Below are 21,717 nucleotides of genomic sequence, written 5' to 3'. Positions count from 1 at the left end.
AGATGATGTATCTCTTAATTCCAGCATTTACTGGGTATGAGATGATCTAATGATATTAAGAATTGAAAACAACTTAGGTCTGTTGACAATCGTTTTGCAACTGCATTCGTGCAGGATAGCTTTTATTTCAAAATGATTGCCAGCAGATTCTTGCCTATACACCAACTTTTCTTAATTATGGAGTGAAATTTATATGAATCAATTGCTTAAAAGCTTGGCTGCCTCTGCTCTGGCCTTGGCAACTACAACTGTCTTGGCAAGTCCAGCCTATTTATTAACACATAATAAAACAAATGTTGAATCAAATGCATTTGTTGCAGGAACCCCCTCGCCTCACCCTACTGCAGCTAACAGTGATGGTAAAGTATCCTGGTTGGCCGTGCGCATGGCTTGCTATGGCCATGTTGAAAATGGTCGTTGCCAAGCAATGATTAAAATGGCTACTAATACAAACAATCCCGTTGAAGTAGGAATGGTTAGTCTGGATGTCGAAACTGGCGATATACTACCCAAACAATTTAGTGGTAATGGCTACACAGTAACAGTAAACGGCCCGGGTGAAGCTACAATCACCAAAAATTAGATAAAAAAAAAAGCCACGCATCGCGTGGCTTTTACTTAGATTCCTGTCTATTTTGTTGGCATTGGAATAGGTTGATCAATAATCCAGGTTAACTGAGCACCGACTAAATCAGCATGCGCATTACCACGTGCATTCACATTGTAAGTACTTGTGCTACCAACCGCTTCAGTTCTGTTAATTATAGGATCTTCAGCTGTGAATAGGTGGGTATAACCGGCATCGATACCAATATTGGGTCTCCACTGATAGTGACCACCAATAGAGAGTGCCCAACGATCAGAATCAGGAATACGAATACTTCTGAAGGTATCGTTAGTTGGTGTCTCATCGTAACCACCACCCACACGCAACATAAACTTCTCATTAAAGCGATAGTTAGCACCTAATGCAAAACGCCAGGTGTTGCTGTAGTTTTCTGTAGAAACAGAGTTAACCAATACTTGGCCCCCAGCAAATGTGGCAGAAGGAGGTGCATAAGCAGCAGCATGATCAAGCTCAATTGTTCTAATTGAATGCCAACCTGTGTAGACTACTGAAGCTAGAAGAGCAAGCCTGTCATTCACATCGTGATAGCCACTCAACGTAGCGATCTCTGGAAAATCAATATTATTACTTGACAACGTATCAGTTCTAAAGACAGCTGTTGGGCTTGCAAGAAGGACTGAGAATGGGTCAGTAACATCAAGACCTGGGGAAGCTAAACGTCCATTCAAACGGCTATAGCCATGAAACTTCTGTCTCATCTGTGATTGGTAATTTAAACCGATACGAGTATGGTTGTCATTAAACATAGCCAAGACACCGGCATGGAAACCAACGCCAAATGAATCACCTTTGTTATAACTTTCTGAGTCCACAAAATTTGCAGGCACTGGAACACCAAAAAGATTAAAGAATTGCATTAAATTTGGGTTACCCAACATGCGATTAAATTTAACTTTTGCATATTGCAAATCAATACCGCCCCCTAAAGCAAAATTCTCATTCAATTTGCCACCGATTTCAGGGGAAGCAGTGATAGTTTGCAATTCACTTAAAGTTGCAGCGTAGCGTACAGGACTTGTTTCTCCCCATATTGTCTTCAATCCAAAGGGAGATACAATACTGAAACCGAAAGTAGCACTTTCACCTAATGGCAATGCGTAATGCACAGAAGGTACAAATGCATCATGCGCACCATCTAAACCACTAAAGCTTTGAACATAAGGAAATGGAATTCCAGTCGTTCTAAATGTGCTTGTACCAGTAAGCTCAGAAGTTGGAAATACACCAACACCACCAAATACAACTTGCTGTTCACGAATCAAGGCAAGTCCTGCTGGGTTATACCAGCCAATTGATGCATCTGCAGCTTCAGCAGCGATACCGGCAGCAAAATTGCCCACTGCAGCTCCATTACTTTCTGTGTATAGGGAAAAACTCCCTGCATTGGCGGCTCCCGCCATCAACGCCATAACTGCTGCGCTGACTAATGTATTAATGGGTTTTTGCATACTCTTCACACTCCTTACGTTAAAATGCATCCCAAGACGTTGCAAACTAAGTGATAATAAATGAATTAGAAATGATTTCAAACGCTTGATGAAAAAAAATTCTCTATATAATCAAAAACTAGCCACACGAAACTCAATGTGATCACAATAGCGTCACAATGGAAAATTCTTACAATCTCATTGCCGGCAATTGCTTGTCAATACTAGTCCGTCCATGCTAAGGTGTACTATTTTTGCGCGGATATAATCATGCAACAAGTCGTTACTAAATTTGGCGGCACCAGTGTTTCCTCCCTGCAGACATGGAATAACATCGCTGCAATTACGAAACAGCATATTGTTAATGGAGTGCAACCCGTTATTGTTTGTTCTGCTTTAACACAAGCTTCTAATAAATTAGAAAAGGCTATTGAAGCTGCTCTTATTAATCAACATCAAAATATAGAAACTGACATTAGAAATAGTCATCAGGAATTGGCACAGGCATTACAAGTTCCCTTTGAATTGATTACAGCAGAATTATTGCAACTCCAACAATGGCTAACGGGCATTGCCCTGCTAAAAGAAGCCTCCCCTAAAACTCGAGCGCAAATTTTAAGCCTTGGTGAGTTAATGATGACTCGTCTAGGTCATGCATTTTTACGCAATCAAGGAATTGAGTGTGATTGGTTTGATGTTCGCGAAGCGCTCGTTTCTACACCTATCCCTGGAGGGGATGCAGTAAATTTTCTTGCTGCTCGCTGCAATAGCGAAACCAATCCTGAACTTAGTAATCAACTAATTGCAACCGGCGCTCAGGCTATCATTACCCAGGGTTTTTTTGCAGCCAATCCGCAAGGCGATACGGTGTTATTAGGTCGTGGTGGCTCAGATACCTCAGCTGCTTTATTAGCCGCTATTTTACAAGCACAGGTTTGTGAGATTTGGACCGATGTTCCTGGAATCTATACTGCAAATCCACATTTATTACCTCATGCTCGTTTACTAAAACAACTGAACTATGATGAAGCCCAGGAAATAGCTTCAATGGGTGCTAAAGTTTTACATCCCAATTGTTTACCACCAGTACGTAGAGCAGGCATTCCAATGGTGGTCAAATTCACCCGAATGCCCGAGCATTCTGGCACCAGAATCTCCAAGGAAAGTGATGAAAAAGCCCCTCCCATTAAATCGATTCAGGTAAAACATAGTATTATTTTGATTTCGATTGATACCATTAATATGTGGCAACAAGTGGGTTTTTTGGCCGATGTCTTTGCCGCCTTTAAATCGCATGGTTTTTCCGTCGATTTGCTTTCTTCTTCAGAATCAAACGTAACACTTTCTTTAGATAGTAATGCCAAGTTGCATGACAGACGAGCACTGGAAGCTTTACTTGCCGATTTAAATCGTTTTGGCCGTGCCAAGCTTATCGAACCCTGCAGTGCGGTCAGTTTAGTCGGTCATCACATCCGAACGGTTCTCCCACAACTAGGCCCGACCTTAGAAGTTTTTGATGCCCAACAAGTTTATCTTATGTCTTTGGCCTCGAATGATTTGAACTTAACGTTTGTGGTGGACGAATCTCAGGCGGACAAACTATGTCAGAAATTGCACAATTTACTAATTGATAGTAATCCTCAAAGCTTTTATTATTCAAAAAGTTGGCAAGAGGAATTTGGCAATCCTGGATTGAAGAATACGCCGTGGTGGGAACATGAGCGTGGTAAACTTCTTGATCTTGCAGCAATGCATTCACCTTGTTATGTCTATCATCTACCAACTCAATCGCAAAAAGCTGATGAACTCTTAACGCTAAAATCAATTGATCGTTTCTATTATGCAGTTAAAGCCAACCCTCATCCAGTTATTCTGAAAAATTTTTATGAGAAAGGTATCAATTTTGAATGTGTCTCTATTGAAGAATTACAACATTTATTAACTTTATTTCCTCATATCGATAAACAACGTTTGTTATTTACACCTAATTTCGCAGCTCGAGCAGAATATGAATTTGCCTTGGCACTCGGTTGCTACATTACTATTGATAACTTATATCCTCTGGAAAATTGGCCTGAACTTTTTAAAAATCAATCTATTTTGCTGCGCATCGATCCAGGATCTGGTGCTGGCCATCATAAATATGTTTGTACCGGAGGTAATGAATCTAAATTTGGTATCCCACAAAATGATCTGGAGTTAGCAAGCAGACTTGTAGAAAAACATCATATTCAAGTTATTGGCTTACATGCTCATTCTGGTAGTGGTATCTTAACACCGGAACTCTGGCAACAAACCGCTTTAATGCTTACAGCTCTGACTACGCGCTTTCCCGATGTCAGAATTATCAATTTGGGCGGTGGTTTAGGAGTAGTTGAAAAACCCGGGCAGCAGCCTTTAAATTTAACCGCGTTAGATGAATCACTTACCGCAGTTAAATCAGGGCATTCCCAATTAACATTTTGGCTTGAACCTGGTCGCTTTTTTGTCGCAGAGAGTGGTGTCATTCTTGCCAAAGTCACCCAGTGCAAAGAAAAAGGCAAAGTGCGTTTTATCGGTATTGAAACAGGTATGAATTCTTTATTGCGCCCAGCGCTTTACGGTGCTTACCATGAAATAGTCAATTTAAGTCGCTTGAATGATGAAAAAACCGGTTTTGCTCATATTGTGGGACCTATTTGCGAATCAGGAGATACCTTAGGCTATGACCGCTTATTCCCTGAAACCCGGGAAGGTGATGTTATCTTGATTGCCAGCACAGGAGCCTATGGGCACTGTATGAGTTCTCATTATAATCTCAGAGCCCCAGCACAAGAAATTACTATGGATTAATTTAAATGCTTAAGGACAAACAACAACGTACGCAAGCAACAGACCCCAGCCGCTCTTTTATTGTGCAAGCGCCAGCGGGGTCTGGTAAAACCGAGATATTAACCCAACGCTATTTACGGCTATTAAGTACAGTCTCAACGCCTGAACAAATCATTGCCTTAACCTTTACGCGTAAAGCGGCCAGTGAAATGCGGGAACGAATTTTATTAGCCTTAAGGCAAGCAGCAGAAAATATACCTCCTACCTCTGCTCATCAACAACAAACTTTTCTTTATGCAAGAGAAGCATTGGCTCGTAGTCAGCAACTCGAATGGCAACTATTAAAACAACCCGCTCGCCTGAAAGTAATGACTATCGATTCTTTATGTCAAACAATTAGTCAAGCCATTCCGCTGCAAGAAAAACAAATTCCTTATGCGCAAATTACAGAAAATCCCCAGACCCTTTATCAAACTGCTGCGCGTGCTTGTCTTGCCGATGCTCTTGATGATCCCGCATTGCATTTACCCTTAAAGCATCTATTGAAACACCTTGATAATCGCCAGGATAAATTATTAAGTTTATTTTGTGATTTATTGATAAGCCGTGATCAATGGTTACCCGCCTTGTACCAGGTTAAGAATCAAGATAAGACATGTTTTGAGAATTTACTCAAAATAATCGAACAAAATGAATTAAACCGTTTTAAACAAAGTATTCCTTTAGATTGTCAAACAGAGCTATGCACCCTTGCCCGTCAGGTAGCCGATATCGAAGCGAATCCAGAGTCACCACGTTATTTATTGCGAGATTGGCAAAACTACCAACAATTGGATAGAGAGTTAGCATTAAGTCTCGCAGCTTTACTTTTAACTTCACAGAATACTTTACGACAAAGCTTTGATCATCATGTAGGTCTTAAGCGTGGCGCTTGTGCTGATCATTTATATGACAATCTCAAAGCAGCAAGTAAAACCCTCCTGGAAAAACTCAGTGCAGATTCAAGTTTTCTGGATGCATTGTTAACAATCAAAGAGCTTCCTGCTACGCAATATGATGTTGAGCAATGGCAGGTTCTGCAGGCATTATTTACTCTGTTACCACGTCTTGTTGGGCACTTACATCTCGTATTTAATGAAAATAATGAGCTCGATTTTACTGCTGTTTCGGGACAGGCCCTATTTGCTTTGGGAGATGAACAGGAACCAACTGATCTCGCTCTTTATTTAGATAATACTATTCAGCACCTTTTAGTCGATGAATTCCAGGACACGTCAATTCAACAATTTAATCTTTTAACAAAATTGGTTCATGGTTGGCAACAAGGTGATGGCAGAACGCTTTTTGTTGTTGGTGACCCAATGCAATCTATCTACCGTTTTCGCCAGGCTGAAGTAGGTCTTTTCTTAAAAGCCAAACAACAGGGAATAGGCACTGTTCGATTAGAATTCTTAGAATTGTGTTGTAATTTTCGCTCGAGCGCCACCATTGTAGACTGGGTGAATCAAAAATTTCAGACCATCTTTCCTCAAATAGACAAGATCGAATCAGGCGCAATATCCTTTCACAAAGCGGTCAATGTACTTCCTACTGATGAAAAGAGTTACATTAAAGCCTATCAATTTACTGATCGACGCCTGGAAGCTGAAGCAGTTGTTGAATGTGCTATGTCAGAATTACAAAATAATGATAAGGATGAAATAGCTATCCTTGTCCGTTCTCGCAGCCAGCTTATTGAAATTACCCGCTTGTTACGCGAACGACATGTCACTTTTCAGGGTGTTGAAATTGAATTACTATCCCGATTACCGCATTTACGTGACTTGTGGTCTCTAACCCAGGCACTTCTTATGCCCGCCAATCGCTTGGCATGGTTAGCCTTACTACGAAGCCCCTTTTGCGGCCTCTCCCTTGCTGAATTGCATTTAATTGCTAATTTAGATAAAAATAAATCCATTTACTATGCGCTATCTCAGATTGACAAACTCCCTCTTAGCGAAAAAAGTCGCACGCGCTTACAGTTCGTTTACCATGTGCTACACAATGCCTTAGCTTGCCGCCATCAAGAATCACTTGTGGATTGGATTACGTTAACCTTTAAACAACTTCATGGCGAACAAATCCTGGACTCAAAACAGCAAGCTGATTTGGAGCAATTTTGGTTATTACTAACCCGTTTTACCGCCAGGAATCCATTTCCTGATTTAGAGCAATTTAAAATTGAATTTAATAAATTATATTCACAACGCAGCATGCCTTCGCGCTTGCAAGTCATGACGATTCACAAATCAAAAGGATTAGAATTTGACTGCGTCATTTTGCCAGGATTAAGTAGCAAGACATCCAATACTGAACAGCCCTTGTTGCGCTGGCTAAAAATGCCAAGCACGGATGATAGAGATTTATTATTAGTATCGCCAATAAAAGCAGCTTATCGCGACAGCTGTGCTATTTATAATTATTTGGCTAAGCTTGATGCTGAAAAAGAAAGTTATGAATTACAACGCTTACTCTACGTTGCTGTAACACGTGCCAAAAAACGCCTCTATCTTTTTGATAGTAGCGAAAAAGAAACAAAAGGTACTTTTCGCAGTTTACTAAGAAACCAGGATTTTATCGCGGCGCCTAAAGAGGCTGATGAAACTCACCCACAGATGCTCCCCCCTTCCCGTTATCAGTTGCCTATTGATTTTTATCTCAATCCACCAGTGCTCAACTCGCAAGAAATACCATCAACGGAAATTCCCTATCCCAATAACGCTCGTCAAATAGGCATAGTTACTCACGAATTATTACAATGGATCTGTAATTATCATCCACAACATATTCAAGAACTACCTTGGCCAATGGTAATTAACCGCTTTAAATCCATCGGATTTGAAGAAAAAGAACTGTCTGAAGCTTGTGAAAACTTAAGAGCACAAATTGATCGTTTATTGAACGAACCTATCGGTCAATGGCTTACCCAAATCCATGAGCAAGAATTTAATGAATATGCCTTATTAATCAATAAAGAGGGAACCCCCAGCACGCGAATTATTGATCGCACATTTATTCATAAAGGACAACGTTGGATCATTGACTTTAAAACTGGAAGTGAGGAAATAAGTGTACAACGTAAGCATCGCCAACAAGTTAATGAATACGCCAGCTTTTTTGCCGATAGTAATCACCCTATCCGTTGTGGACTTTATTACCTTGCCACTGGTACTTGGCTAGAATGGAATTACGCAGAGGAATCTGCATTACCAGTAGCAAGCGTTTAAAATAATTGTTGCATACCTTATAAATGCAAATACAGAGTTCATATCTACTCTGAGGATTGCGAAACCCCTGAGTTTTGTTGAATCTCAGGAGCCTGTTGAACCTCAGGAGCCTGTTGAACTTCAGGAGCCTGTTGAACTTCAGGAGCCTGTTGAACCTCAGGAGCCTGTTGAACCTCAGGAGCCTGTTGAACTTCAGGAGTCTGTTGAACCTCAGGAGCCTGTTGAACCTCAGGAGCCTGTTGAACTTCTGGAGCCTGTTGAACCTCAGGAGCTTGTTGAACTTCTGGAGCCTGTTGAACCTCAGGAGCTTGTTGAACTTCTGGAGCCTGTTGAACCTCAGGAGCTTGTTGAACCTCAGAAGGCTGTTGAACTTCAGGAGCCTGTTGAACTTCAGGAGCCTGTTGAACTTCAGGAGCCTGTTGAACTTCAGGAGCCTGTTGAACTTCAGGAGCCTGTTGAACTTCAGGAGCCTGTTGAACTTCAGGAGCCTGTTGAACTTCAGGAGCCTGTTGAACTTCAGGAGCCTGTTGAACTTCAGGAGCCTGTTGAACTTCAGGAGCCTGTTGAACCTCAGGAGCTTGTTGAACTTCAGGAGCCTGTTGAACTTCAGGAGCCTGTTGAACTTCAGGAGCCTGTTGAACTTCAGGAGCCTGTTGAACTTCTGGAGCCTGTTGAACCTCAGGAGCCTGTTGAACCTCAGGAGCCTGTTGAACCTCAGGAGCCTGTTGAACCTCAGGAGCTTGTTGAACCTCAGGAGCCTGTTGAACCTCAGGAGCTTGTTGAACCTCAGGAGCCTGTTGAACTTCTGGAGCTTGTTGAACCTCAGGAGGCTGTTGAACCTCAGGGGCTTGTTGAACCTCAGGTGCTTGTTGGACTTCAGGAGGCTGTTGAACCTCGGTAGGCTGTTGTGTAGTAGGTTGAGTTTCCGTAGTTTGTGGCACCCCTGTTTGCTGATTGGTTAATTCTTCTGTTTGTTCGGGAGTCAATGGCTTACCTGGATCTTTTACCAATAAGGGTTGCTCTTGTGAAAATGCCGCTGGTGTCGGTGGAGGCTCAGTTTTTATCACAGCGGTTTCGTTAACTATTTCACTGCTGGGTATCGCTGTTGTTGTTTGACTCCCACCTTGAACACTAATAGGCTCGGGAGTTACCGCCGCAATTGGCGATTTAGGCGCGGAGGCTATTGTTTCGGGCGTTACTTGAACCGCTGTAGTACTGATCGGTGCAGATTGTACAAATACGGTTGTTGGTACTGCAGTAATACCATTGGGTACATTGATATTTTGATAAGTAATATTGACGCGTGGGGAATTATAAATATTGTTAACATAAGTTTGATTTATAACCGTATTACTGATGTTAATTTGAATAAAGTAATTACGATTAACTTGATAAGGGGGTATATAAATCTCACCCGGAGCAAGAGGAAACCATGCAATACCTGGCTCCCCTCCAATTCGTAGATTAAATTGCCTACCTCCCACAAAAGCTACTAAAGCCGGCGCATAAACAGGAGTTCTGTGTCTGGGACCAGGAACCCAAGACCATTGATTTTGGAATCGAATCCAGCGACCGTAGTGAAATGGTGCAAACCCCCAAGGCTGTTCATCAACCCAAGTCCATCCCCAATGCGTCAACCATATCCAATGCCCAGTTCTATAAGGAGCCCAATTGGATGCCTTAACATGAGGAACCCAAACACGACCATAGGTCTTAATCACTTTCCAAGTGCCATAAAACTCAAGATCTTCATAACCAATGAGTTCTGGTGAGACATAATTAGCTGCCTTTTTTCCAACACGGCGATCGCGTTCTAAACTCCAATGATCAAACTCATCAGTAGGACCAATGGCTGAACACTGATATCCTTTTAAATTGTTGCCAGTAAAACGACAGGCTTGCCCTTCCTTGATCTTGAAAGAAGCATTTTTACCATAAATATTGGCCCTTCCTTTATGGACAATAACCACAGTAACATCTTTTTTGCTATCTACATCAATGCGATAGTAACCAGATTTAGTGGTAGTAAAAGCAATATTAGGCGTATTAATTTCATAGCGCCTATCTTTATTGATCGATTTAACACTTAAACTCAACATACCATTAGTCTGCTGGAATTGAGCAATCTGATTGTTAAGATTCAAAATTTTCAAATTAGTTTGCTCACCTAAGCGAACTGCAGCTGTGCCTAGTTGTAGCTCTACCAGTGCGTCAATATCAGACCATAATTGATCACCAATAATTAACGGCCTATTTAAACTAACCTTACTCCATTTATTAATGCCTGCCGGTGAAAAACTTATTATCCCTTGGATATAGCTTAAACGGGCAACAGTAGGCGTCACAGCTGTTGCTGCCAAGCTTGGGGTTATAAACAGGGTGGATGCTAATAACAAATAACTAAAGAGTTTTATGGCTTTTTTCATAATGCTTCCTGCGTTGAACTGATTGCCCATTCAATCGGATAATTTTTCTCAAGTTATATGGTTAAGTATGAACCCTACCGAGCGATTATTCTATTAAGCTTTATTTTTTGATCACCTACTCAACTTTATGTTATTAATGTTTACTTAATTGGCGTGGTTTATAATAACTCAATTTTTATTGACTCAGACTAGAGGAAAAAATGCCTAAACCAAAAATTGAATACATCGTTTCTTTGGGGGATAGCCTTTCTGATCCGGGAGCTATGGATCACAGAAAACTATTAGATGTTATTCCTATGGATGGTTTGAGTGGTTTAAAAGGCAAATCACCCAAAGGTGCATTCACTAACGGCTACACTTGGACAACTGATTTTGGCAATGATTTGGCTGAAGAAGAGATTATCAAACACCTTAAGCGCAGTGGAGCAAGTGCAATAGACATTGCTGATGGGATTATTGATCATGATCCTAAAGAAGAAAAACCACTTCATGATGATTTTAATCTTGATGGCTATAAACGCCTCGATCTTCAAGGACAGGATCTTCTTCGCTATTACGATGAGGGAGGCGCTACTTCTTATGATTATTCCGAAAGACCGATTGCTAATTTAAAGCTATTGGCTACAGAGAAAATTGTTTCTAATCTTGCGGCGAAGCGTCGCTTGCTATTAGCCGATGATAAAGCCCGCGGTATCACCGCCCAACATAAACAACGTACTTTAGTGACAGAGTGGTCAGGAGCTAATGATTTACTGACTGTTAATTTAAAACCAAACAAAGAAGAGGCCCAAAAAGCGGTAAAAGCCCGCCTTGAAAATGTTGAGAAGTTAATCGCTGCTGGTTATTGTCATTTTGCTCTCTTTAATCTACCCGATCTTTCCTTGACACCTCAATTTCAATTAGGCTCTGCGGAAGATCGCGACAATGCCCATGAAGTTTGCACGTACTTTAATCAGCTTTTAGCTGAAGGCATTATGAAATTAAGTGAACAATATAAAGAGGCGTGTTCAATCAACTTATTTGATGTGAATCAGATTTTTACTGATGCCTATAATCATCCACAAGCTTATGGACTGGACCCGGCAAAAAAACATACACCTTATATCACCTCACCCGATTTCAAACTTAATTCTGACAGAACTTCTCCAGCGCCAGGTTATATGTTTTGGGATGAAAAACATCCCACCGCACATGTACATAAGATTTTAGCGGAAAAATTTTATGCGGAGTACAGTAAGAAATATCATTTTACAGCCCCTCACGAATCACTTTTAACGCAATTTAAAGAAAATTACGGACAAAGATGGTCTGATGACATGAATGGCTGGTTTGGTTTCTTTAGACATTCAAATCTTGCAGATTATAAATCACCCGACCTGACTCTCACAGATATCTTAAATCATGCTTTGAACAATAAAGGCAAACGCACTCGTGACGTTATCACTAAATTAGGATGGATCAACGCGCAAGGTGAATTGATTTCAAAAAATCCGCAACTCGTACATGCCTGGCAAGAATTGAACGCCCATAAAGAAAGCATTAATGATGACGTTTCTTGTCTTTTTGACTAAATCCACCGTGATAAACTCTGGCTATCAGAGTTTATCACACAGATTTTCCTTGTCCTTAAAACCGCGCCAGCGTCATCAAAGGATTCTCATACACAGCCTTTAGAATCATTAATCCCTGGGGTAGTAATATAATCATCTACGTTATTCTACGTCCCTACATTCCTATGTTATTTTACGTCACTACGTCATCCCGAGCGTAGCGAGGGATCTCCAGTGTGGGTTATCTTGTCATGAGTTTCGTATAACCCAAAGAAATGGAAAGATTTATATCGCTACATAAAGATTGTGCTACAACAAGGGAGAGCCCTCGCTACGCTCGGGATGACGTAGTGACTTGGAATGATATAAGGCCTCGAAATAACGTGAGGAACTGAAAATGACTCTTTAGCAAAGTACCCGAAAAAGTCTATTTAAGAATATCCTGGGCTGAGGTATGATGCTAACCCCCTACAAGTCTGGATTTTGTTCTATGAAAATCGAAAATACCATCACGAATGTACTTGCTAATGTTAAAGACAAAATTCTAGATTTAACCGTCCAGCAGATGGGGCTTCAACCTGTCATACAAGTCAGCGATAAGCAAATAACAATCACCTTAAAAGGCGGATTCCCCATGCAGCCTTTGGAGCAAAGCCTGCTCCCCTCTCTTATCGAAAGCATGCAACAAGCCCTACCTGATTACCAAGTGGCGATTAATCTTGATTTTTTTGTAAAAGCTCATCGCACGCAATTGGTTGGAAAAGGTTTGAGAGGAATTAAAAACACCATCGCCATCGCTTCGGGTAAAGGTGGTGTAGGAAAATCGACGGTGACTGTTAATCTGGCAATCGCTTTGGCTAAGGCTGGTGCTAAAGTAGGCATTCTTGATGCAGATATTTATGGGCCAAGTATTCCATTGATGCTGGGAAACACTTCAGCTGTCCAAGTAAGTGATGAGCATTATCTCCCTGTTTCTGCTCATGGTATTCAAGCCATGTCCATTGGCTATCTTACAGACAGTCAAGAAGCCTTGATTTGGCGAGGTCCTATGCTTGCCAAGTCCTTGATTCAAATGCTTGATTTAACACTTTGGGATGAGTTGGATTATTTATTAATTGACTTACCACCAGGTACTGGTGACATCCAACTAAGTCTGGTACAAAAAATTCCTTTAACAGCAGCCATTGTTGTCACCACCCCACAAAATGTGGCTACATTAGATGCGCAAAAAGCGATCAAGATGTTTGCAAGAACGAATATTGATGTTTTGGGACTGGTTGAAAATATGTCCTTACACATCTGTAGCCATTGTGGTCATGAAGAAGCTATTTTTGGTCATGGCGGAGGAGAAAAATTAAGTCAATCTTTTGCTGTACCTTTGCTTGGCGAGCTTCCCTTAGACAAGCGCATTCAAATTGAATGTGACGAAGGCAAACCAACTGCCTCTCAGGAAAATCATGCATTAGCCACTGCCTTTATGAAAACAGCTCTGCATGCAGCAATCGCCTTATCGCAAAAACCACTCAATTATGCGGATAGATTCCCCAACATTGTTGTTGAGTAATTAATTTACTATTTGATTTTATAATGAACTTCGACCTGACCGTCAATTTTCATGCTAAAATAAACTTATTTTTATTAGGTAATGAAGAGCAATGTCTGAAAATTACACTGCTGAAGCGATAGAAGTATTAAGTGGCCTTGAACCTGTTCAACGTCGGCCTGGAATGTATACTGATACAACCAGACCCAATCATTTAGCCCAGGAAGTGATTGATAACAGTGTGGATGAAGTAATTGCTGGCTTTGCTAGCCAGATCATCGTGATTCTGCATGAAGATGGTTCAGTTGAAGTAGAAGACAATGGTCGTGGCATGCCCGTTGACTTACACCCACAACTTGGTTTAAGTGGCGTTGAAGTCATCATGACTCGTCTGCATGCTGGCGGTAAATTTTCAGATAAAAATTATAGTTTCTCTGGGGGATTGCACGGCGTGGGAGTATCCGTGGTTAATGCCTTGTCCGAACGAGTCGAAGTCACCATTAAACGCAACGGCATTATCTACAGCATGGCTTTCGCTAATGGGGATAAATTACTTGAGCTTAATGAAATTGGTACGACCAAGAAACGAGATACCGGAACAACTATTCGCTTTTGGCCTAATGCTAAATATTTTGATACCACCAAAATATCTGTCAAACATCTAACGCATGTTCTTCGAGCTAAAGCCGTGTTATGCCCTGGCCTAGACATGACCTTTATTAACAAAGCAACAAAGGAAGAAATTCATTGGTGTTATGAAAAAGGCTTAGCTGACTATTTACGACAATCATTACCTTCTGATTATTTTCCCGATGAGCCTTTTGTGGGTGAATTCACAAGTGACGAAGCAACTGCCGACTGGGCATTAGCGTGGTCTGCTTCGACGAATAGTGGTTTGAGTGAAAGTTACGTTAATTTAATTCCCACAGCCCAGGGTGGTACTCACGTTAATGGATTAAGATCCGGGCTTTATGATGCTTTATCAGAGTTTTGTGAACTTCGCAATTTACTGCCTCGCGGGGTTAAGCTAACAGCAGATGATCTTTGGGAACCTTGCCAATATGTGCTTTCGGTAAAAATGAAAGAACCGCAGTTTGCAGGCCAAACCAAAGAACGTTTAAGCTCTCGCCAGATGGCAAGCTTTGTCGGCAACGTAGTTAAAGATGCTTTTGCTCTTTGGCTTAATCAACATCGTAGTCAAGGTGAAATTATTGCAGCCTTTGCAATTGAGAGAGCGCAAAAACGTTTACGTCAGGCCAAGCAGGTAGCTCGAAAACGCATTAGCCAAGGGCCAGCTTTACCGGGCAAATTAGCTGACTGTTTACAACAGGATCTAAGCCAGGCCGAATTGTTCTTAGTTGAAGGAGATTCAGCAGGAGGCTCTGCTAAACAAGCACGTAATAAAGATTATCAAGCGATCTTGCCCTTACGAGGTAAAATCTTAAACTCATGGGAAGTCGATTCATCAGAGGTATTGGCATCACAGGAAATTCATGATATTTCCGTTGCTATTGGCGTCGACCCAGGTTCATCCGATTTATCAGGTCTGCGTTATGGCAAGCTTTGTATCCTTGCCGATGCGGATTCTGATGGCGCTCACATTGCCACCTTGTTGTGTGCCTTATTTTTACGCCACTTCAAACCGTTAGTTCAGGCAGGCCATGTTTTTGTTGCTATGCCCCCTCTTTATCGTATTGACGCTGGAAAAGAAGTTCATTACGCCTTAGATGATGAAGAGAGACAAAAAATAGTGGCGAAACTGACTAAAGCCAGCAGAGCAAAAATCAATGTTCAGCGTTTTAAAGGACTTGGTGAAATGAATCCCATACAACTTCGAGAAACCACCATGGATCCTAATACAAGGCGTTTGGTGCAACTTACTCTTGAGGATGAACAAGCGACATTAGCTCTCATGGATATGATGCTGGCTAAGAAAAGAGCTGCCGACCGTAAGATATGGTTAGAAACCAAAGGTAATCTGGCAGAAATCTAATTTATCTGGATTATCTTTAACGTTTGTCTACTTGCCGTGCTTTTTGCACGGCATCTCGATGAGAACAAGATTCGACGTTAAAACACAGAACGAAAATCATTTGGCTCCACCATTATGCATTCCTAAAGTAATAATTTTTGCTTAACCTCTTAATACAGTGTTAATTTTTCTAACTTATAATTAAAGCTATATTTCTCATTTAGAATAAAGTCATGACTGACAATATATTCATACTTATCGAAAATCATCTTGCTAAACCTAGTCAAGAATCCTTAGAAAAAATTAAAACCTGTTCTCACGAACTAGCTAATAATGCTTTCTTACAAGCAATAGAAGGAAAACTTAGCGAACTCACCATTAAAATTGGACAGGTCCCTCTTGAACCACCAGAAGAATACCGTGAGAAGGTAGAAGGAATTCTTAACCAGGAATTAGTTGCATACTTTAAGGCTGATCCTGCACTTCCCAATGAAGAGTTTAAACACTTCATCATGCAAGCTATACCCCGGTTAATGGAAAATATTCGAACCACACCTAATTTTTCTAAAGATATAGAATTTATTCAATTTATAAACCATCTAATCGACGCTAACGCTTGGATGCCAATTTTGAAAGACACCATAGAAGACCAAGCTCAAAAAGCTCTTTCTTTAGGTTCAGGGCGGTTAATCAAAAACGAAAGTTTTCAACAGAGAAACAAGGATAATGAAGACGCACCTTATATTTTTAGGGTATCTGAGTCTGAAGCCCAAAAAGTTAAAACTATTATAAGTGAAATGACAGGGGAAGCAAAAATAACAAATCAACGTCCTGATGGCCTTATTTTTTCCTACTCTGGCTATGTGGAAAGAAGAAAAAACTCTCAATTCCAATACGCCGACGATATGGAAATAAAAATTCGAAAACATGTGGCCCTCTTAGAACTGAAGGTACAAAATTTAGAAAAGAGAAAACATAAAGACCCTGCTGACATTCTGCGTAATACGCAGCAAAAGATTGCAGCGATCTGTCAAGAAACAAATGCAGAGGCTAAATCTGGATTTACAGCAGATCAGTTATCTAGAATATCGACAGCCTTAACGGAAGCACGCAAGTCACCTGTTATTCAAGCTCATCGTGGTGATGCCAAACAGATTTTGGCTAATTTTTTATATGCAATCAGTATAGTAGGCTTAGTTTACCTGAAGGCCACCTCTTCACAAAGAGGTTCATTCTGGTACCGTACAAATACAGATACGGAAGATAAACTTGATGCCTTTAAAAAAGACTTGCCATCTCCCCAATAAGAGACATTATTCTAACTTGACTACCATTTTAATAAAGGTATCAAGTTAGAATAATTATCCGTCCACAAATAACTCTCATTCTCGCTGACAAAGCGCCATCCTTTCTGCATTAGCAAACCAGCAATTTGCTGATTGGCGGTTAATAAAGCCCATTCAGAAGCCATCTGTCCCATTTTTGGATCTTCGCTTTGGAGTTTATGCAAGACAATTAACTCTAATTGACGACCTGCTGCTGTTAAAACAGGCAATAATCTTAAATGACGATTACTAACATGCGCCAAAATAACACCATTAGGGATAATTTTTTGCGAATACAATTTGAATGCTTCAAGTGTCAATAAATGCACTGGAATAGCGTCTGAAGAGAATGCATCGATAACCACTAAATCTGCTTTAGCAGCTTTAGCATTTTGCAAAACCAAACGACCATCGCCTTCTTGCACAGAAATTTTAGGAGGACAATCTTTCAAATAGGTAAACCACTGTGCATTATTAGCAATATTTATAACTTGCTTGTCGATATCTACCATTTTCACTTGGTCGTCTTTGCGATATTGGCAAGCCATCATTCCAGTACCTAAACCTAAAATAATCGAATTCAAGGATGCTTTTTCCTGCTGCAGCAATTCAACAACCTCAGCTGCAGGTCCATAATATCCCATACTACCGTTATTTTTATATGCGCCAGATAATTGAAAGCCGTGTAAGGTGTTTTGGCTGATTAATGCGTGGGAACCAATTGTTGAAAGTACTCGCTTAATACCGTAAAAATTACGCTGTTGCGTAAGAACTTTGTTGTCTTTAAGGCTCGGGGAAAATAGAAATATTAACAGAAGACTTACCCCCATAAAGAAACTTACTTTATTACCTGGCCAGATCATAATAATGCCTAGAGCTAACACTTCAGCCACATGATACTTTTTAAGCTCCAATAAAAAGCCAATATCAGACAAATAAGAATTAATAAATAATAATGACAGGACTATTAAGGGCATTGAATTAATGGTTTTCAACTTAGTGCCTGGAATACAAAGTGTCGCCAATACCAAAACGAAAGGATATTCATAGCTACCACTAAAAATTTTAGGGGCGAGCAGACTATTAAAAAGACCAGCTAACACGCCTCCTAATGCCAAACAAAAATAAAAAATTGTTAATTGATTTGCTGGTGGGCGGCTTTTTACCAGTTGTGCATGACAAAGCAAAGAAAACATGAAGAAATTTAATAAATGAAAAAGAATAAATTGCCAAGACTGCAATAAATTACCAGCAAAGATAAACCCCAGTAAGGGAAATATAAAAAAAACTAAAATATTACGCTCAATCCACTCAAAAGAAATAATGGGACGCTTGGCAAAAGTGATAACAAAAGACAATAAATAAAGTGCCAAAGGCAAAATCCAAAATACTGGCGCTGCTGCTATATCTGCAGAAATATAAAAAGTGACACCCAGCAGCAAACTACAAGGAATAAAGCTATACGCAATCCACTGAAAAATAGTCATCCATGATAAATGCGCCTTGTCCTGTGGAAGTCTCAGTAAGCGTTGATAAGATAAACCAAAAAAAATAAAAAATAACAGAATAATATAAATACAATAGCCAATATTCCAAAAGTAAAACTGTTCATTTAACCCCATATAACGCTCAATCAACCAGGGATAAGCAATCAGAGCTAACAAACTTCCAATATTGCTTGCAGCATATAGAAAATAGGGATCACTGGCTTTTTTATCTTTTGTTTGACTATAAGCAAACTGTAACAGAGGAGCTGAAGCTGCAATTACCAACAAGGGAAGTCCAAGTTGATAAACCAGGTTATGCAAAATTGTGAACTCCGGTGCTCCTTGCTGAGAAGAGATTGCAAAAATCAACGGCAAACTTAAAAAGCTTAACAAAATAAGAAAAGCATGGGGTAATCGCCAGCCCCAAACCGTAGAAGAACGACTAAGTAACCAAGTGTAACCATAAGCAAATAATAGTAGTGATTGAAAAAACAACATGCATACAGTCCAGACAGCAGGTGTCCCTCCATAGACTGGCAATAAGGCTTTGGCGACCATTGGTTGAATAGAAAATAAAAGACCTGCGCTTAAAAAGAGTCCTATTGAAAAAATAATTTGCATCAATGCTTGCCTGAAATAACTTAAAGTGACATTTTGTCTGATAATAAAGAACTAAGAAAGTTTTTTAAGGCGTATCATTTAATTCCATCAAATTGAAATAAGCGTAGTTTAGACTGCGAAGACTGAAATATCCTCACATTTTTTCTGACAATTTATTGCTTTTTTAATAGTCATATTGTTTATATGTGTCACTCCCAGGTAGGCGAAAATCTATCCATCACTGTACTTTTCACTTCCTTTGTGGATAGATTCCCGCAGTAAACATTTTAGATTAATACCACCTCAGCACTCATGAGTTTAAAGCGTTAATTTATTTCTCTTGAGGCATTCAACATCCAGCGAGCTTTTTCATGGGCGGCAATTCTATCACTAAGAAGGTTTGCTGTACCTTCATCCCTATTTTCTTGAACCAGTATAAGCGCCTGATTTAAATCTTTGACCAATGTGTCATGATCATGGGCAAGTTCAATCACCATTTCATTGGCATTTTTCCTGGAATCCCCATCTTTTACTCGCTTTAAACTTTCAAATTCTTTAAACGTAGCTGGGGTATGATGACCTAAAGTTCGAATGCGTTCAGCAACAGTATCAACAGCATCCGCCAATTCTTGATATTGCATTTCAAATAACTCATGCATGGCTTTAAATTGTGGGCCTTTGACATGCCAGTGATAGTTTTGCGTTTTTAAATACAAAGCATAAGTATCTGCCATGAGAACTGATAATTTTTTAATTACATCGTCCATATTAACACTCCTGATTTATTATTCTATATAGTAAACATAGCTGAAAAATTATTTTAAATAAAATCAATTAATTATATTATTTTAATAGATATTTTCTATTAAAAATAGACAATACGCATTTAATCATAGGCGACTTATTTAACGATCTCAAATTTAGACAGGGTCAGAAATTCCTCTTATTAACTCCCCTATTTCAATTGGCTCGCGTCCTATACCCAGAACCTCACGAACATAATTGGAAGCAAATAGTAATGTTTCAAGATGATAAGTTTTCATTTTTATAGCCTGTAAATAAGCAATAAAAAACTCTGTTTTTAAATTACCAATCCCCTTTCCCATACCCGCCAGAGAAGTGTCTATATACTTAACACCAGCACGGATTGCGGCTAATGCATTAGCTTGTGCCAAACCAAGATTATCATGCGCATGAAATCCAAATGGAATGGAATAAAGCTGTGTATACCGTTGATAAACAGATTCAACCTTATCAGGTAAAACACTGCCATTAGAATCTGCAAAATAAATCATATCAGGCTTACAAGAAACAACTTCCTGCACCACGCAATCTAACGCTTGTTCTTCATATTGAGACATATTGGTCAGGTTAATTGATACATTCAGAGAAAGATCTTTCGCCATTTTCAATACGGAAAAAGCTTCTGCTAGCCTGTCTTTAACAACACAAATACGAATTAAATTGACACCAGCCTCTTTTAATTCGAAGAGATCCTCTTTGGTAACATTTCCAGGATATACCATGACGGCTATCTTGGCTTTCTTTATTAAAGAAGTACAAAAATGAAGATAATCTTTTTGACACAACCCTGCTTTACCAATATTTGTAATTGGATTTAATGAACCATTGCGATAGCCAATCTCAATATATTCAATTCCAGACTCATCGAGTGCAGTCAATATTTTTTGTATATCCTTATCTGCAAAATGAAAATTGGTTCTATGTCCTCCGTCTCGAAGCGAGACATCTAATACATCTACTATTTTCATAACAATTACTTCATTGATTGTCGATAAATTTATATTTTTACTTCTTAAATTAAGTATAGTTGTATTACTAGCATTACTAGTTAATGCAGACTTGACACGGCACTTGGTTGGAAATTTTATCTTTGGACACAAATAAGAGTAAATGTTGATATAAAGGAGGAGGATGATATGAAACCTAGAAAAAGGAAGAATCAAAAAACAGAAACCAATTTTTTTGCTTTTTTTGCTAAACTGGCTTCCGATGCCATGGGTAAGGAATGGTGTTTTATTCTGGCCCTTTCCATGGTAATTATCTGGATTATTACCGGCCCTTTATTTAAATTTTCCGATACGTGGCAATTAATTATTAATACTGGAACGACCATCGTTACTTTTTTAATGGTTTTTCTGATTCAACATACACAAAATCGGGACACGACGATATTGAATTTAAAGCTGGATGAGTTAATCAAAGCCAATCGTTCAGCCAGTAATTTAACAATTGATTTAAGTATCCTCAGTGATGAAGAGCTACAATTCCTGGAAAAAGAGTATAAAAAAATCTGTCACGGAAAAAAGAAATAATGTTATTGGATTTTCTTTAAATCAGCTTCTACTATTAAATTTGCGGTATGTGGAAAACTCATTAACTTTATAAGGATATTATCATGTCACAAAGAAATGAAGGCAATCGTTCTGGTCATGGTCAACAAGGACATCGAGCCGATGAGGCTTTTGGTTCCAATCGCGATAAGAAAGGCCAGCATGGTTCTGATCACTCTAAACGTGATAGTCATCAATTTGATGACAAATCTGGCAAAAATTTCTCTGACAGAAGCAACATGGGTAGCAATCACTGCTCTAACAAACCCTCTCGTGATGAAAGAAAATAGAAAAATAAAAAACTGATTGAAATTCGGTGGGAATGAAG

At 39.7% G+C, this 21,717-nt stretch carries 14 protein-coding genes; 9 read left to right on the top strand and 5 right to left on the bottom strand.

Going from position 1 to position 21,717, the window contains the following annotated elements:
• The first annotated feature begins 193 nt into the window (after positions 1-193).
• The gene (locus PXX05_RS02750) at positions 194-583 is read left to right on the top strand and encodes a hypothetical protein (RefSeq protein ID WP_275089525.1); all 390 of its coding nucleotides are present in this window, start codon (positions 194-196) and stop codon (positions 581-583) included.
• A 47-nt stretch (positions 584-630) separates the two neighbouring features.
• Here the strand turns inward: PXX05_RS02750 and PXX05_RS02745 are convergent, their stop codons facing one another.
• Entirely contained in the window at positions 631-2,085 is a 1,455-nt protein-coding gene (locus tag PXX05_RS02745) for an OmpP1/FadL family transporter (protein WP_275090452.1), read from the bottom strand.
• Between the two features lie 240 nt (positions 2,086-2,325).
• Between PXX05_RS02745 and PXX05_RS02740 the strand changes: the two genes are divergently transcribed.
• The gene (locus PXX05_RS02740; RefSeq protein WP_275089524.1) at positions 2,326-4,887 is read left to right on the top strand and encodes a bifunctional aspartate kinase/diaminopimelate decarboxylase; all 2,562 of its coding nucleotides are present in this window, start codon (positions 2,326-2,328) and stop codon (positions 4,885-4,887) included.
• Between the two features lie 5 nt (positions 4,888-4,892).
• Positions 4,893-8,132 carry a UvrD-helicase domain-containing protein gene (locus tag PXX05_RS02735; protein ID WP_275089523.1) on the top strand — a complete coding sequence of 1,080 codons (3,240 nt, stop codon included), beginning with the start codon at positions 4,893-4,895 and terminating at the stop codon, positions 8,130-8,132.
• A gap of 44 nt (positions 8,133-8,176) precedes the next feature.
• Here PXX05_RS02735 and PXX05_RS02730 read toward each other — a convergent pair whose 3' ends face one another.
• Entirely contained in the window at positions 8,177-10,558 is a 2,382-nt protein-coding gene (locus PXX05_RS02730) for a DUF6600 domain-containing protein (RefSeq protein WP_275089522.1), read from the bottom strand.
• A gap of 200 nt (positions 10,559-10,758) precedes the next feature.
• On the opposite strand from PXX05_RS02730, the gene PXX05_RS02725 reads away from it, so the two are divergent.
• The 4 genes from PXX05_RS02725 to PXX05_RS02710 all read left to right on the top strand — a co-directional run bounded on the left by PXX05_RS02725 (position 10,759) and on the right by PXX05_RS02710 (position 16,930).
• Positions 10,759-12,129 (top strand): SGNH/GDSL hydrolase family protein, encoded by a 1,371-nt coding sequence (locus PXX05_RS02725; RefSeq protein WP_275089521.1) that lies wholly within the window; start codon positions 10,759-10,761, stop codon positions 12,127-12,129.
• Between the two features lie 469 nt (positions 12,130-12,598).
• On the top strand, positions 12,599-13,672 hold the full coding sequence (apbC, locus tag PXX05_RS02720) for an iron-sulfur cluster carrier protein ApbC (protein ID WP_275089520.1): 1,074 nt from the start codon (positions 12,599-12,601) through the stop codon (positions 13,670-13,672).
• Positions 13,673-13,763: 91 nt separating this feature from the next.
• The gene (parE, locus tag PXX05_RS02715; RefSeq protein WP_275089519.1) at positions 13,764-15,644 is read left to right on the top strand and encodes a DNA topoisomerase IV subunit B; all 1,881 of its coding nucleotides are present in this window, start codon (positions 13,764-13,766) and stop codon (positions 15,642-15,644) included.
• A 212-nt stretch (positions 15,645-15,856) separates the two neighbouring features.
• Positions 15,857-16,930: a hypothetical protein gene (locus PXX05_RS02710; protein ID WP_275089518.1), complete on the top strand. Its 1,074-nt coding sequence runs from the start codon at positions 15,857-15,859 to the stop codon at positions 16,928-16,930.
• 20 nt (positions 16,931-16,950) lie between these two features.
• On the opposite strand, the gene PXX05_RS02705 is transcribed toward PXX05_RS02710, so the two are convergent.
• The 3 genes from PXX05_RS02705 to PXX05_RS02695 form a co-directional block, all read right to left on the bottom strand.
• Complete coding sequence (locus PXX05_RS02705; RefSeq protein ID WP_275089517.1) at positions 16,951-19,056, bottom strand: spermidine synthase; 2,106 nt, start codon at positions 19,054-19,056, stop codon at positions 16,951-16,953.
• 305 nt (positions 19,057-19,361) lie between these two features.
• Complete coding sequence (locus tag PXX05_RS02700) at positions 19,362-19,802, bottom strand: Dps family protein (RefSeq protein WP_275089516.1); 441 nt, start codon at positions 19,800-19,802, stop codon at positions 19,362-19,364.
• Between the two features lie 153 nt (positions 19,803-19,955).
• A complete protein-coding gene (locus tag PXX05_RS02695) occupies positions 19,956-20,807 on the bottom strand; it encodes a beta/alpha barrel domain-containing protein (RefSeq protein WP_275089515.1) in 852 nt (283 codons plus the stop codon).
• 168 nt (positions 20,808-20,975) lie between these two features.
• On the opposite strand from PXX05_RS02695, the gene PXX05_RS02690 reads away from it, so the two are divergent.
• Positions 20,976-21,371, top strand: a complete 396-nt coding sequence (locus PXX05_RS02690; RefSeq protein ID WP_275089514.1) for a low affinity iron permease family protein — start codon at positions 20,976-20,978, stop codon at positions 21,369-21,371.
• A gap of 83 nt (positions 21,372-21,454) precedes the next feature.
• Positions 21,455-21,679, top strand: a complete 225-nt coding sequence (locus PXX05_RS02685; RefSeq protein WP_275089513.1) for a hypothetical protein — start codon at positions 21,455-21,457, stop codon at positions 21,677-21,679.
• The last annotated feature ends 38 nt before the right edge of the window (positions 21,680-21,717 follow it).

It is taken from the genome of Legionella cardiaca (assembly GCF_029026145.1).
In the GTDB taxonomy this organism is placed as follows: Bacteria; Pseudomonadota; Gammaproteobacteria; order Legionellales; family Legionellaceae; genus Tatlockia; species Tatlockia cardiaca.
The sequence above is the reverse complement of the archived record's forward strand: the minus strand, read 5'-3'. Positions and strand labels throughout refer to the sequence as shown.